Genomic DNA, 13264 nt, shown 5'->3' with positions numbered 1-13264 from the left:
GGCGGACGTCACGAAGCGGGAACTGCTCGGTGAGTAGACCGGCGCAGGGATCGACGGACGCGCCGCAGGGGGCCGTGGCGGAGCGCCCAGGGAACGTCGGAGCCGGGCCCGGGCCGGATGATGACGCCGGACGCCGGGGTGCCGGTGACCGGCGTGCGCGAATCCGCGGTGCGATCCGGGCCGCCTGCCGCCCGGGTCCCTGGAAGCGCGGTCCGGTGCTCGCGACGACGGCCCTGCTGCTCGGTCTGCTCATGCTGCTGCACGCGGAGATCACGGACCTCGGAGGTCTCGGCAGTCTGGTGGAGACCTTCCTGCCGTGGTTCGGCCTGCTCGTCCCGCTGCTCCTCGTCGGGGCTCTGTGGCGTCGTTCCGCATCCGCCGTCGTGGCGCTGCTGCTGCCCGGCCTGGTGTGGCTCGACCTCTTCGGAGGGCTGCTCGGCGGCACGTCCCACCAGGGCGCCGACCTCACCGTGGTCAGCCACAACGTCGGCGCGGGGAACCCCGATCCCGCCGGGGCCGCCCGCGCCCTGGCCGCTTCCGGGGCGGATGTGCTGGCCTTGGTGGAGATCACCCCGCAGGCCGGGGCCACGTACGCGAAGGAGCTCGCGCAGCGGTACCCCCACCACACGGTCCGGGGCACGGTGGGGCTGTGGAGCAAGCTGCCCCTCTCGGACACCCGGACGGTCGACGTCGCGATGCAGGGCATGGCCGGGCCGTTGGCGCGGCATCTGTCGGCCGAGGAGAGGAAGCCGACGCCCCGGGCGCTGCGCACCACCGTGACCACGGACCACGGGCCGATCGCGGTGTACGTCGCCCACCTGGGATCCGTACGGCTGATGCCCCGGGGCGGCTACCGGACCGAGCAGCGGGACGCCGGGGCGAAGGCACTCGGCAAGGCCGTCGCCGCCGAGCGGAACGAGCGGGTGGTGCTCCTGGGCGACCTGAACGGCACCATGGACGACCGCGCGTTCGCCGGTCTCACCTCGCGGCTCCGCTCGGTGCAGGAAGCGGCCGGTGACGGCTTCGGCTTCAGCTGGCCGGCGGCGTTCCCCGTGGCGCGGATCGACCAGATCCTGGTCCGCGGTTTGGAGCCGAAGAGCTCCTGGGTGCTGCCGGCGACCGGCAGCGATCACCTGCCCGTGGCGGCCGGAATCAGCTGGTGAACACTGCGGGAGCGGCCTGAGGGACGGTCCACGGGAGCGCCCGGCTGGCCCGGTCCCTGCTGGCCGCCGGGCTGATCGACGAACTGCGCCTGGCGATCGCCCCGGTGGTGGTGGGCGAGGGACGCCGTCTGTTCCCGGACGGCGGCGCCCCGGCCGCTCTGCGGCTCATGAGCAACGAGACCACACCGGGCGGGCTGACCGTGCAGGTGTACGAGTCGGCGGGGGCCCCGGAGTACGGGACGTACGGGGCCGGCGCGTAGGCCGCCGCGCGCCCGGCCCCGCAGATCCCCGGAACCGCGGGACGGTCGCCGTCGCGCCGATCAGGCCCGGCGGCGCCGAACCGCCCTGGGAGGGCCTCCCGTACCGCCCCGGAGGCCCGTCGGGTTCCGGGCCTCGCCGCCGAGCGCACCCGTCGGCCGGATTCGTGTCCCGTGCAGCCGCGCCGGGAGTACCCCGGACCGCCGGACGACGTGTGATTGACTGATCCGCATGGCCCCGTCTCCACACCCGCGCGTTCGGCCGTGACCGCCGATCCGACCGCGGCCACTCGGCCCCGCAACCGCAAGCAGCTCATCGTCGAGGCGGCCGGCCGGGTCTTCAGTGAGCGCGGCTATCACGCTGCGTCCATGGAGGAGATCGCCGCCGGGGTGGGCATCACCGCCGCGGCCCTGTACCGGCACTTCCCGAACAAGTACGCCCTGTTCGCCGAGTGCGCCGACGTGATGGCGGACCGGCTCGTCGCCGCGATCGACGAGGTGCCGTCCGGGGCGGCCCTGGCGGATGTGCTCACCGCCGTCAGCCGGGTCACCGTCGCGCATCGAGCGTCGGGCGGGGTGTATCGATGGGAGGCCCGGTTCCTCAACCACGACGACCGCCGGCTCCTCACGGCGAAGTTCGGGCACGTCGTGGGACGGGTCGACGAGGCGGTCCAGCGCGCCCACCCCCTGCCCGACGGGCGTCTGCGGGCGGCGGCGGCCCTCGGAGCGATCGGGTCCGTCACCATGCATCACACCTCGATCGCCCAACGCCGGGCCGAGGAAATCCTGTCGGCGTCTGCCCTGCGTGTCGCGGCGACCGATCCCGGCACCGCGCGGAGCGGAGCCCGCCCCGTCAAGCTGCCCGCCCAGCCGGTGCCGCGTACCCGCCGTGCGGAGATCCTCGCTGCCGCCATCCCGCTCTTCGCCCGGGACGGGTTCGCCAGCGTCACCAACGGGCAGATCGCCGAGGCGGTGGGACTGGCGCCCTCCGCCCTCTACCGTCATTACCCCGGCAAGGTGGACATCCTCCAGGCGGCGTGCCTCCAGGCCGCAGGACTGCTCGCCCAAGGTGTGGAGCAGAGTCTCCACGAGGTGACCGGTCCGCGCGACGCCATCGTCGCGCTGGCGTCGACGTACGTCGCCTACAGCTTCGAGTACACGGCCCTCAACAGCGTCGCCGAAGCCGAACTCGCCGGTCTGCCCTCCGATCTGCGGCGGTCCCTCGTTCTCGCCCAGCGTGAGCACATCGCGGTCTGGGAACAGCAGCTGAGACTGGCCCGGCCTGAGCTCGATCCGCGTCAGGCCCGGCTGCTGGTGCACGCGGGCTTCGGCGTGGCGGTCGAGGCAGGACGTGTCCTGCGGTGGCGCGACAGCCCTGCGAACCGCGATTCGGTGACGGCTCTGGTCGTGGGCGCCCTGGGCGTCTGAACGGGGGCCGGTACGGCGCACGCCGCTGCGGCGCGGAAGCCCGTTCCCCGGCGCGGGCGCCGGGGAACGGGGCTGCGGTGCCGGTGGCTCAGCCGGGCCTGTTCCCGGTCGGGATGGTGATCGGGGTGGTGGTCGTGGAGGAGCCCTTGTTGAGAAAGGCCATGGCCACGCCGCGCAGGAACTGGTCGAAGACGTAGAAGGCGCCGGGCGCGATGGGCGAAAGTCCTTCACGGAAGAGGATGAAGGCCGGCCACACGGTACGGACCAGGGTCGCCGCGGCGTAGTCGCGCGGCAGTTTCAGCCAGTCACCGACCTGATCGCTGAGTGCGTAGCGTACGAACTCGTTCAGGAAGCCACGCGTCACACCGAGGTCGATCTCCGCGGTCAGGCCGAGCAGGACCTCAGCCAGGTCCAGCCCCTCGGGCGTGGGGGCGAGGATCGGGGTGAGTACCTGCGCCGACTGCGCCTCGGCGGCCGCCCAGGTCTGCGGGATGTACTCGGCCGGCACGCCGAGCAGGTAGATGGCCACCTGCCAGGAGTGCAGGAACGCCTCCTCGTCCGCCCTCGACATCGGGATCTTCCAGTCCAGCATCTTGCGGTGCACGTAGGTGCCCAGGCTGTGGAAGGTGACCAGGATGTCGGCGACGCTGATCGGGATGGTCTGGTCGGCGCCCGCCTGCCAGTGCGGCGACTGCGGCAGCAGGTGGCGCACCGCACCGTGCACCAGACGTGTCTTGTTGGCGGTGACGATGAACTGCCCGGTCGGCTTGAAGGCGTCCAGCTGGGACAGGTCGTAGCCGAACGTGAAGGTCTTGGCGGCCCGGTCCTTCATGTCGGCGCCCCCGACGGACCAGTACACGCTGCGGGCCTCGCGCGGGATCACGGTGCTCATGATCCCGCTCCCGAGGCCGTACAGCATGAACAGGTAGGTGTCCTTGCGCCGGTTGAAGTCGGCGGCGCGCGCGAGCTTGACGGGGTCGGCCCACGAGGGCAGCTTGTTGTACGTCGCCAGATGCGCCCTGAGTTCGGCCGGCAGACTGCTGGGCAGGGCGTCGTTGTTGTTCACCCACGAGGCCATCGCGGTGTTGACCGCGGGAACCTGGCCGTTCTCCAGCAGCGAGACCATCAAGGGGTCCGTCGCACTGTCCCAGATGTACTCGGGGTCGGCGCCCGTCCCAGTTCCGGCGACCGAATTCGTGGGTGCCCACGCCCACGCCTTGGAGGGAGCCGCCACGCCCACGAGGCCGAGCGCCACGCCCAGGGACAAGGCCTTCCGCCTGCTGAGATTCTCCATTGACTTACCCGCTTCCCTGAGGACCAGATGGCGCTGTGCGCCGTTTTCTGGCGCGCCAGTTGCGTGAACATGGCGAGTCGGAACGTGCTGAGCCATGTGATTTTCAATTAACATAGCGGGGTGTCTCGCCGTCGGCAATGGTGGTGACCGACGTCAGATTCCCGGTTGCCGCCCGTCGCCCTCCGCGGCGCTCCCGGTGCGATCCCCGGGGCGGGAACGGGACGGAACCGAGGTGTCCGTGGATGGGCCGGTCAGCACCTGGAGGAATCCCGCCCCGTGTGGTGCGTGAGATCCGGGAGAGCGCGGCCCGAGGCTGTAGGGGGTTTGGCGGACCAAGCGGCTGTGCAGGGCGGACGCGGTGTACCGGGGGAGCGCGGCCCGAGGCCGTGGGTGACGGCAACCATGAACGTGTCTAGGTGAACTGGCGTGCCGTCAAGAAGCCGGTGTCCGGAAACAGTCGGTTCAAGGTCCGCCCGCTGCGCGGCCGACAGCAACTCCTCGAGCTGCCCGCCCTGTCGTCGCGGACGCTCTCGGCCACCACCGCAGGACGGGAGCCCGGCCGGACGTGGAGCCGATCCGCCACTGGTGAGCACAGGGGGTCACCAGCGGGGCGGGTTCCTCCGAACGGGCAAGCCCTGGGCGACGTGCTGTCCGCCCTGCGCTGTTCAGCCACCCGCCGGTGCTGAAAGCGCCTGGCGCTCGCTCTCATCAAGCCAGGTCAGATACCACCGGGAAAAGGTCATCGGCTCCCCCCGCTCGTCCAGCAGCGGGGCCAGATCCTCGTCGTCCACCCGGTTGTCGGACCAGATCCGTCCGCGCTCGGGCCCGCTGAGGATCAGCCACTGGCGAGCGGCACAGCCGATGTGCGAGATCACGACGGCGCCCACCGTGCGGCCCGGGGAGAACATGACGGGCTCCCACCGCTCGTCCCACGCCTCCATGGCGTCATCGAAATCCTCGATCTCCTCGAAGTGCTCCTCCTCCGGGCGTTCTTCCAGCAGCCGCCTCACCTGCTCAGGATCAGGGCCCTGCTGAGGGAAGGGCTCAGCCAGCCTGGACAGGTCCGCGAGGTCGGCGCCGTCCCCCTCCCAGCGCCAGCGTCCCTGGACGCGCCGGACCGGGAAGACGCCGTACGACGGGCCGGCGCCGCCGGCCCCCACCCGGAGAAGGAATTCTCGGTACTCCTCGGGCAGGACAACGCCCACCTGGGCCTCAAGGTCGGCTATTTCCTCCGAGGTCAGCGGCTCGTCCAGAAGGAATCGGTGCCCCATCGAGCCGAACACACCCGCGCTGCCGGGATCAGCCCCCAGTGCGTGCGTACGTTCCCTCACGCCGGCCCACATCGAGTTCTCCATGGGCGGAGCCTACGAGGCACCCCTGACACCTCGGGTGACCAGACCGGGAACGAGTCCGGAGGGTGGACGCCCCGCCCGTGTCGCCCCGGGCCGGCCCAGGCCGGCGCCTCCTCCCCGTCGCATGGGGGGGCTCGGGGTCCGGCCCGGCACTTTGAACTCAGAGATGACAAAGTATGGACTTCTCCAGCAGAAGCCCCCTAGCGTGGCGGCGCAACCGCAGGCGATCCCTGTTCGCGGACCAGTACAGCCCGTCCGGAGTGCCCCCGTTTCTGGAGGACCGATGCATCCACGGCTGTTTCCACGTGCCCGAAGACACCTCACCACCCTGCTCGTCGGGAGCTTCCTCGCCGGAGGGGTCTGGGCCGGGCCCCCGGCCGCCGCCGCACCCGACGACATCCCGCCCCAGGAGCCCGGTGTCACTCTGCGGGTGTTCGACACGCAGGTGACCCTCAGCAAGCTGTGTGCGCTCAAGCCGGGGCAGACGCCCAACCACGACAAGCTGATGCCCACCGTCGACTGGTCCACCGTCGAGGACTTCGGCGGCTACGCCGACAACTTCGTCGCGGAGGTGTCCGGTTACCTGGTCGTCCCGGCCGACGGCACCTACACCTTCCGCCTCGAGAGCGACGACGGCTCACGGCTCACGATCGACGGCCGGCAGGTCATCGACCACGACGGTCTGCACGGCGCGGAGCCGAAGGACGGATCCGTCCAACTCGCCGCGGGATCCCATCCATTCCGTGTCGACTACTTCGAGCGTGGTGGAGAACAGCAGCTGAAGCTCGCGTGGAAGCCGCCGGGGGCGGGCGACTTCGGCATCGTCCCGAGTGAGGCCCTGAGCACCGACGCGGGGGTCGTCCGGGTCACGGCGCCGGGCCGCAAGGAGTGCGAATCGGGCGCCGACACCCCCGGCGACGGCCTGCCGCTCACCGGCGTACGCCCCGACCTCGACCTCACCGATCTGCGCCCGGAGGGATTCGAGCCGCAGGTCACGGGAATGGACTGGCTGCCCGACGGGCGCCTGGCGCTCTCCACCTGGGGCGGCTCCGGGACCACCGCAGGGGAGGTGTACCTCCTCGGCAACGTCACCGGTGAGACCAGCCGCGACAAGGTGACGGTGGAGAAGATCGCCGAGGGACTGCGCGAGCCGATGGGGATCGCGTACGTCGACGGTTCGCTGTACGTCTCGCAGAAGCATGAGCTGACACAACTCGTGGACGCCGACAAGGACTTCGTCACCGACGAGTACCGGACGGTCGCCACCTGGCCGTACGGGGGGAACTTCCACGAGTTCGCCTTCGGGCTCCTGTACCGCGACGGCTCCTTCTACGTGAACCTCTCCGTCGCCATCGACTACGGCGGCGCGACCACCACGCCGCAGCCCGCGGAGGGCCGCGGCACGACGTACAAGGTCAGCAAGAAGACAGGCAGGATCCAGGCCGTCGCGGGCGGCCTGCGGACACCGAACGGGATCGGCTGGGGGCCCGGGGGCTCCCTCTTCACCACCGACAACCAGGGCGGCTGGCTGCCCGCGTCGAAGCTGGTCCAGATCAAGCAGGACCGATTCTTCAACCACTACACCCAGCCGTCCGGTGCGTTCGACGACCGGGTGCCCACCCAGCCGGTGCTCTGGCTGCCGCAGAACGAGATCGCGAACTCCCCCAGCACACCGCTGTACCTGAAGGAGGGCCGGTTCGCCGGGCAGATGCTGTTCGGCGACGTCACCTACGGAGGACTCCAGCGTGCCTACCTGGAGAAGGTGAAGGGGCAGTACCAGGGTGCGGTGTTCCGTTACACACAAGGGCTCGAAGCTGGTGTCAACCGCATCACCATGGGGCCCGACGGTGCGATATACGCGGGCGGTCTCGGCGCCGACGGCAACTGGGGCCAGGAGGGCAAGCTGAAGTTCGGCCTGCAGAAACTCGCGCCGAACGGTGGCAACACCTTCGACATCAAGGAGATGCGGGCCGTCCCCGGCGGTTTCGACCTGGAGTACACCCAGCCGCTGTCGCAGGCCACCGCGGCGGAACTGGCCGCGCACTACCAGGCGGAGCAGTGGCGCTACACCCCCACCTCCGACTACGGCGGCCCGAAGATCGCCGAGGAGCGGCTCGCCGTGCGCTCGGCGACCCTCTCCGACGACAGCCGCACGGTGCGGCTGCGTCTCGACGGACTCGAGCCCGACCGGGTCGTCCACCTGCGCTCACCGCGCCCCTTCTCCTCCGCGTCCGGTGAGACGCTGTGGAGCACGGAGGCCTGGTACACGCTCAACGCCCTGCCCGGGAAGCAGCCGCCACCGGCCACGCTGTACGAGGCGGAGGAGGCGCGGCTCACCGGCACGGCCGGTGTCAACACCGACCACACCGGCTACTCGGGAAGCGGCTTCGTCGACCGCTACCACACGGAGAACGGGACCGGCACGACCTTCGACGTCACCGTGCCCAAGGCCGGGGACTACGACGTGAACCTGCGGTACTCCAACGGACCCAACCCCTTCCAGGGCACCAAGTCCCTCTCCCTCCACGTCAACGGGAAGAAGCTGAGACAGACGGAGCTGGCCTCCACCGGCACGTGGGACGCCTGGTCGACCCAGACCGAGCGGATCCGGCTGAAGGCGGGCCGGAACACCGTCTCGTACCGCTTCGACTCCGGTGACACCGGTCACGTCAACCTCGACCTGATCACCGTGCGGCCCCACGGCGCCCCCGTCCCCCTCTTCGACGGCACCACGGCCTCCCAGGAACAGTGGCAGCACACGGACGGGCGGCGCGTCGCATGGCCGCTCACCGACGAGCGGTCGATGGAGGTGTGCTGCGGCGACATCCGCACCAAGGACGCCTACCAGGACTTCTGACTCCGTATGGAGTTCCGGGTGCCGCTGCTGCCGGACGACGTGACCGGTCAGAACCGCGGCAACAGCGGCGTCTACCTCCAGGACCGTTACGAACTCCAGATCCTCGATTCGTTCGGTGACACCACCCTCGGCACCGACGAGGCGGGGGCGATCTACCAGAAGAAGGCTCCGGACATCAACGCGGCGACCGCTCCGGAGACCTGGCAGACGTACGACATCACCTTCCGTGCCGCCCGCTTCGACGGCAGCGGCCGGAAGACCGCGGACGCGCGCGTCACGGTGGTGTGGAACGGCAGGAAGGTCCACGACGACATCGCGATCGACGGACCGACCGGTGCGGGAGCGCCGGAGGGCCCGTCGGCCGGGGCGATCCGGCTCCAGGACCACGGGAACGCGGTGAGGTTCCGTGACATCCGCATCGAACCACTGAGCTGAGGCGCGGACTCCACCGTCGAGCGGGGCGCCTGCGGACCGCAGGCGCCCCGCTTCGGTGCGGCGCGTCAGTCCGGCGTTGTTCCTGACGCGCTCCAGGCGGAGCTGAGGCCTTCCAGCCACGCAGGTGGCAGCTCCGCCTGGTCCCACTCCGCCCGGAGTGCCGCAGGAGCGGTGGTGAGGCGTTCGAGCACCGCGATGCTGGTGGGGGAGTGCAGGAGGGAGTAGCGGCCGTGCAGGGAGATGTGACTGCGCGGCCCGTAGCGGGCGTACAACCGGACCATCCGCTCCCGGTGGGACGCGGTGAACTCCTCCAGCTGCCCGGCGTAGCCGACCCGTCCCACCACACCCATCGTGCCGAGCACCGCGGTGAGGACCTCGTCCGAGGCCTCCGGCTCCAGGTCCGAGACCTCGTTGAACGAGAGGTAGAGCGGCGTCACGGCGACCTTCGCGCGCTCCACGTCCACCCTCCCGACGGAGTGGTGAACCCCCGGGACGCCGTCCCCGCCGGAGCCGGCCGGCGCTGTGCCGATGGCCCGGCCGAGGGCCCGCTCCGCCATGCCGGCGAGCGCGTCGGTGACGGCCCGCGCGCCGTCGTGCCAGCCGGCGGCGTACGACTCTTCTGCCTCGCCCGGGGCGCGCTCCGCCTTCCCGGCCTCGCTGTGCGCGTCCGCGATCGCACCGGCCTCCACGAGCGCGATCAGCTCGTCGGCCTCGTCACGGAACACCCCTGCGCGGCCCAGGAGTTCGAGGAGGGTCTCCTTCGCGTTCAGGACGCTTGCGGAGTCCAGCGAGTGTCCGGTCTTCTCGGTGGTGTCGATCGTTTCCTCCTCGTCGGCCTCGGCCCGGTGCTCCTGCCGGACGTGGCGCTCCGTCGGGGCCACGTGCCTCGGCTGTGAGGCCTTCCGCCGGCAGCCGCCCCTTCCAGCATCTCAAGTCTCCACGACATGGCCGGTCACCGCCGCGTCCTGGGCGGATCCGGACCACCCGTGTCCGCACGTACACCTGCGGTACGGGTCCTGGCCGCCGTCGGGTCGGCTGTCCGCCGTCTGCGCGCCGTAGGCCGGGAGCGAGCGCGCACGGCGTCCCCCTCACCCCCGGGTGCCGGGGGTGAGGGGGACGCCGTGCGGTGAGGTCAGCGGTCGACGGCTCCGGGGGCGAACGGGCCGTCCAGAGCCGCCCACTGCAACAGCAGGACGGTCTTGCCGTCGACGATCCGGCCGTCGCGGGTCATGGCCAGGGCCTCGGTGAAGGGCACGTCGAGGACCTCGATGTCCTCGCCGTCCTCCTCCAGCCCGCCGCCCGCCCCGGTCCGGTCGGCAGGAGTGTAGGGAGCGGCGAAGAAGTGCAGCCGCTCGGTGACGGAGCCGGGACTCATGTAGGCGTCGAGGACGTGGGTGAGCGGACCGAGCGTCACGCCGAGCTCCTCGGCGCTCTCGCGCCGGATCGCTGCCGGCGGGTCGTCCGCGTCGAGCAGCCCCGCGGCGGCTTCGACGAGCATGCCGTCGGGGTGGTCGTTGACGTAGGCCGGGTAGCGGAACTGGCGGGTGAGCAGGACGTGGCCGCGCTCGGTGTCGTAGGGCAGGACGACGGCGCCGTTGCCCCGGTCGTACGTCTCGCGCTGCTGGGTGGTCCACCGGCCGTCGCGACGGCGGTAGTCGAACGTGGTGCGCCGCAGGACGTGCCAGCCCTGGGAGGTGAGTTCGACGTCCCGGATCACGACGTCGGCGTTGCGGTCCAGATCGCGCCCGGAGCGGTCGAGGCCGGTACGTCCGCGGTGGTCGGCGATCTCGATGCCGGGCCGGGGGCCCCCGGGCTCCACCGTGGGGCGAGGGCTCACGCCTGCTCCTGCGGGGCGAGGGAGGGGATCTGGTCGACGTCCTCGTACACGGGCAGGCCCCGGCGGCGGGCGGTGGCGACGTCCTGGTCCGCTCCTGCGGACTCACCGGGCAGGCGCAGCACGGCGTCGCAGTGGGCCAGCAGGCGGTCGGCGGCCGGGTACAGCACCTGGTCGGCGAGCGGGTCGGTGGGACCCGCGCCCGCCGAGCGCAGGACGGGCAGGGCGATCCACTCCCCGATCACCGGAAGGTGCCCCGCGGCGAAGATTGGCCAGGCGGCCTCTTCGAGGCGGGCGAGATTGGCGGCCATGGCCCGGGGGTCGCCGTCCGTGCCGGAGCGGTAAGGGCCGGCGATGAGTATGAGCATGGGCTTGTCGGTCATGTCGAGGTACGATACACGCAGAAACGTGCAAGAACATGGGAGAGTGTGGATGCTGGCTGCTGAACGACGCGACCACCTGCTGGGTCTGCTGGCGCGCGAGGGCAAGATCGTCGCCAAGGACGTCGCCGCCGAGCTGGGGATCTCCGAGGACAGCATCCGTCGTGACCTGCGCGACCTCGCGGGTGAGGGTCTGTGCCAGCGGGTCTACGGCGGCGCGCTGCCCGTGTCACCCGCCGTGGTGGACTACGGGGCCCGCCAGGCCGTGTCCCCGGACGGCAAGCGGAAGGTCGCCACGGTGGCCGCCGGGCTCGTCCGGCCGGGCGGCGCGCTGATCCTCGACGGCGGGACCACGGCCCTCGCGGTCGTCCACGCCCTCCCGAGGGACCTGGCCTGCACCGTGATCACCCACAGCCCGACGATCGCCGCCGCCCTGCTCGACCATCCGCAGGCGGAGGTCTTCCTGCTCGGTGGCCGCATCTTCAAGCACTCCGCGGTGGCCTGCGGTGCGGCGGCGGTCGAGGCGGCGCAGAACGTCTCCGCCGACCTCTGCCTCCTCGGCGTCACGGGCGTGCACCCGGACGAAGGGCTGACCACCGGTGACGCCGAGGAAGCCGCGATGAAGCGGGCCCTGGCGGCACGGGCCGCGGACACCTACGTCCTCGCCTCGTCCGAGAAGATCGGCACCGCTTCCCGGTTCCGTGTCCTGCCCTGGGAGGAGATCAGCGGCCTGATCACGGACGCCCCGCACCACCCCGTGATCGAGCAGCTCGCGGCGCGGGGCGTCGAGGTCCTGGCGGAGGGCTGAGGGCCACCGACGGTCCGCGGCCCTCCGGTCGCGGACCCGGTCCGCGTGCGGCGAAAAGCCTTTGCGCTCCGGCGGACACGTCCTTATCGTCGGCCTCGTGCGCCCGTGATCCCGACGTCCCCGTGCCAGGTGGTCCGCAGCTCCGCCGTGCCCCGTCACGGACATCCGTGAGCCGGACCGCCCGTTCGGTGCGTCCGCCGTCAGGCAGGCACCCGTCCCGCGACACGGCGCCGGGCACCCCCGAGCCGACGTCCCCGGGCATGCCGGCCGCCCTTCCCTGAACGCCGGGACCCTCGCTGACGCGGACCGACCGCTTCGCTACCGCGTGTGCGAGAGACCGGCTCCGTAGGACCGATGTGGAGATTCTCATGTTCGAGGAGCTTTCGGCTCTCCATGCCCGCCCCGCCCTCCACTCCGTGGTGACGACCCCGGCTCTGTGGACCGACACGCACATCTCGGAGCGCATGCTGGCCGCGCACCTGGACCCGCAGGTGGACCTTTCCTCCTACAGGGCGGAGTACCTCGAGAAGATCGCCGCCTGGATCATCGCCCGCTTCGACATCCGCGCGGGTCGGCGCATCGCCGACTTCGGCTGCGGCCCGGGGCTCTACACCACCCGCTTCGCCCGCACCGGGGCGCGCGTCACCGGGCTGGACCTCTCCGCGCGCTCACTCGCGCACGCCGAATCGCTCGCCCGGGAGGAGAGCCTGACCATCCGCCATCTGCGCCAGGACTACCTCTCCTACCGCGACGACGAACGGTACGACGTGATCGTCATGGTGATGCGTGACTACTGCGCGCTCACTCCCGACGGACGGCGCGCCCTGCTGGCGACCGTCCGCGAGCATCTCGACGCCGGTGGCCGTTTCGTCTTCGACGTCGACTCCGCCTCCGCCTTCGCGGGGGTGCGGGAGCAGGTGGTCCACGCCCGGGACCTCATGGACGGATTCTGGTCCGCCGACGCCTACTTCGGCTTCCACCACACCTACCGCTACGACGCCGAGCGCGTGTCCCTGGACACGTACGAGATCATCGAGGCGGAGCGGCACCGGACCTTTTTCAACTGGGTCCGGTACTTCACCCCGGACGAACTCGTCGGCGAACTGAACGACGCCGGATTCGACGAGGTCGACATCCTGGGCGATCTGACCGGAGCTCCCTACGACGCTGCGGCACCACACTTCGCCGCCGTCGCCTCGCGGCGCACCGCGTCCGGGGGTCACCCGACACCACCGTCGCCGTCCCTGGAGACGTGATCCCGCACGGTGGGCAGCGGTGCGTGCAAGAGATGTACGCGACTCCGGTCCAGACCAAAGTCTTGACAGGCCCGGCGTTCATTCCTTAAATCACGTACTGAAGTAAGTGCTTCCCCTCCTTCGCTTCCCCCGGCCGGTCGGCCGGGGTCCCGGGGGAGCGCTCCTGCGCCCCACTCGATCCCCTATGTGTCATGCGCGCG

At 71.1% G+C, this 13264-nt stretch carries 9 protein-coding genes and 2 pseudogenes; 6 read left to right on the top strand and 5 right to left on the bottom strand.

Going from position 1 to position 13264, the window contains the following annotated elements; translation table 11 throughout:
• The first annotated feature begins 173 nt into the window (after positions 1-173).
• The 3 genes and pseudogenes from ACFY8O_RS18540 to ACFY8O_RS18530 all read left to right on the top strand — a co-directional run bounded on the left by ACFY8O_RS18540 (position 174) and on the right by ACFY8O_RS18530 (position 2848).
• Positions 174-1163, top strand: coding sequence for an endonuclease/exonuclease/phosphatase family protein (locus ACFY8O_RS18540; protein ID WP_387903739.1), 990 nt, complete (start codon positions 174-176; stop codon positions 1161-1163).
• Positions 1164-1198: 35 nt separating this feature from the next.
• Positions 1199-1423, top strand: a pseudogene (locus ACFY8O_RS18535) (dihydrofolate reductase family protein); the annotation flags it as partial.
• A gap of 261 nt (positions 1424-1684) precedes the next feature.
• Positions 1685-2848: a TetR/AcrR family transcriptional regulator gene (locus ACFY8O_RS18530; protein WP_387903601.1), complete on the top strand. Its 1164-nt coding sequence runs from the start codon at positions 1685-1687 to the stop codon at positions 2846-2848.
• A gap of 88 nt (positions 2849-2936) precedes the next feature.
• Here ACFY8O_RS18530 and ACFY8O_RS18525 read toward each other — a convergent pair whose 3' ends face one another.
• Together ACFY8O_RS18525 and ACFY8O_RS18520 are read right to left on the bottom strand one after the other, a co-directional pair.
• Positions 2937-4142, bottom strand: a complete 1206-nt coding sequence (locus ACFY8O_RS18525; RefSeq protein ID WP_387903599.1) for an oxygenase MpaB family protein — start codon at positions 4140-4142, stop codon at positions 2937-2939.
• A 665-nt stretch (positions 4143-4807) separates the two neighbouring features.
• Entirely contained in the window at positions 4808-5497 is a 690-nt protein-coding gene (locus ACFY8O_RS18520; protein ID WP_387903596.1) for an SMI1/KNR4 family protein, read from the bottom strand.
• A 280-nt stretch (positions 5498-5777) separates the two neighbouring features.
• Here ACFY8O_RS18520 and ACFY8O_RS18515 point away from each other — a divergent pair.
• Positions 5778-8786, top strand: a pseudogene (locus ACFY8O_RS18515) (family 16 glycoside hydrolase).
• 65 nt (positions 8787-8851) lie between these two features.
• On the opposite strand, the gene ACFY8O_RS18510 reads toward ACFY8O_RS18515, so the two are convergent.
• The 3 genes from ACFY8O_RS18510 to ACFY8O_RS18500 all read right to left on the bottom strand — a co-directional run bounded on the left by ACFY8O_RS18510 (position 8852) and on the right by ACFY8O_RS18500 (position 11003).
• Complete coding sequence (locus ACFY8O_RS18510) at positions 8852-9667, bottom strand: hypothetical protein (protein ID WP_387903593.1); 816 nt, start codon at positions 9665-9667, stop codon at positions 8852-8854.
• Between the two features lie 251 nt (positions 9668-9918).
• Complete coding sequence (locus ACFY8O_RS18505) at positions 9919-10623, bottom strand: NUDIX domain-containing protein (RefSeq protein WP_387903590.1); 705 nt, start codon at positions 10621-10623, stop codon at positions 9919-9921.
• Positions 10620-11003, bottom strand: coding sequence for a DUF4406 domain-containing protein (locus ACFY8O_RS18500; RefSeq protein WP_167526264.1), 384 nt, complete (start codon positions 11001-11003; stop codon positions 10620-10622). The genes ACFY8O_RS18505 and ACFY8O_RS18500 overlap by 4 nt, the downstream gene beginning before the upstream one ends.
• Before the next feature lie 49 nt (positions 11004-11052).
• Between ACFY8O_RS18500 and ACFY8O_RS18495 the strand changes: the two genes are divergently transcribed.
• Both ACFY8O_RS18495 and ACFY8O_RS18490 read left to right on the top strand, forming a co-directional pair.
• On the top strand, positions 11053-11808 hold the full coding sequence (locus tag ACFY8O_RS18495; RefSeq protein ID WP_387903588.1) for a DeoR/GlpR family DNA-binding transcription regulator: 756 nt from the start codon (positions 11053-11055) through the stop codon (positions 11806-11808).
• Positions 11809-12176: 368 nt separating this feature from the next.
• Entirely contained in the window at positions 12177-13064 is an 888-nt protein-coding gene (locus ACFY8O_RS18490) for an SAM-dependent methyltransferase (protein ID WP_387903585.1), read from the top strand.
• Positions 13065-13264: the final 200 nt, after the last annotated feature.

It is taken from the genome of Streptomyces argenteolus (assembly GCF_042902585.1).
GTDB classification, from domain to species: domain Bacteria; phylum Actinomycetota; class Actinomycetes; order Streptomycetales; family Streptomycetaceae; genus Streptomyces; species Streptomyces argenteolus.
This window is presented reverse-complemented; position numbering and strand designations above follow the sequence as displayed.

Coding starts and splice junctions, on each gene's coding strand:
- ACFY8O_RS18525 (WP_387903599.1), bottom strand. CDS start 4,142: ATGGAGAATCTCAGCAGGCGGAAGGCCTTGTCCCTGGGCGTGGCGCTC.
- ACFY8O_RS18490 (WP_387903585.1), top strand. CDS start 12,177: ATGTTCGAGGAGCTTTCGGCTCTCCATGCCCGCCCCGCCCTCCACTCC.
- ACFY8O_RS18495 (WP_387903588.1), top strand. CDS start 11,053: ATGCTGGCTGCTGAACGACGCGACCACCTGCTGGGTCTGCTGGCGCGC.
- ACFY8O_RS18500 (WP_167526264.1), bottom strand. CDS start 11,003: ATGACCGACAAGCCCATGCTCATACTCATCGCCGGCCCTTACCGCTCC.
- ACFY8O_RS18520 (WP_387903596.1), bottom strand. CDS start 5,497: ATGGAGAACTCGATGTGGGCCGGCGTGAGGGAACGTACGCACGCACTG.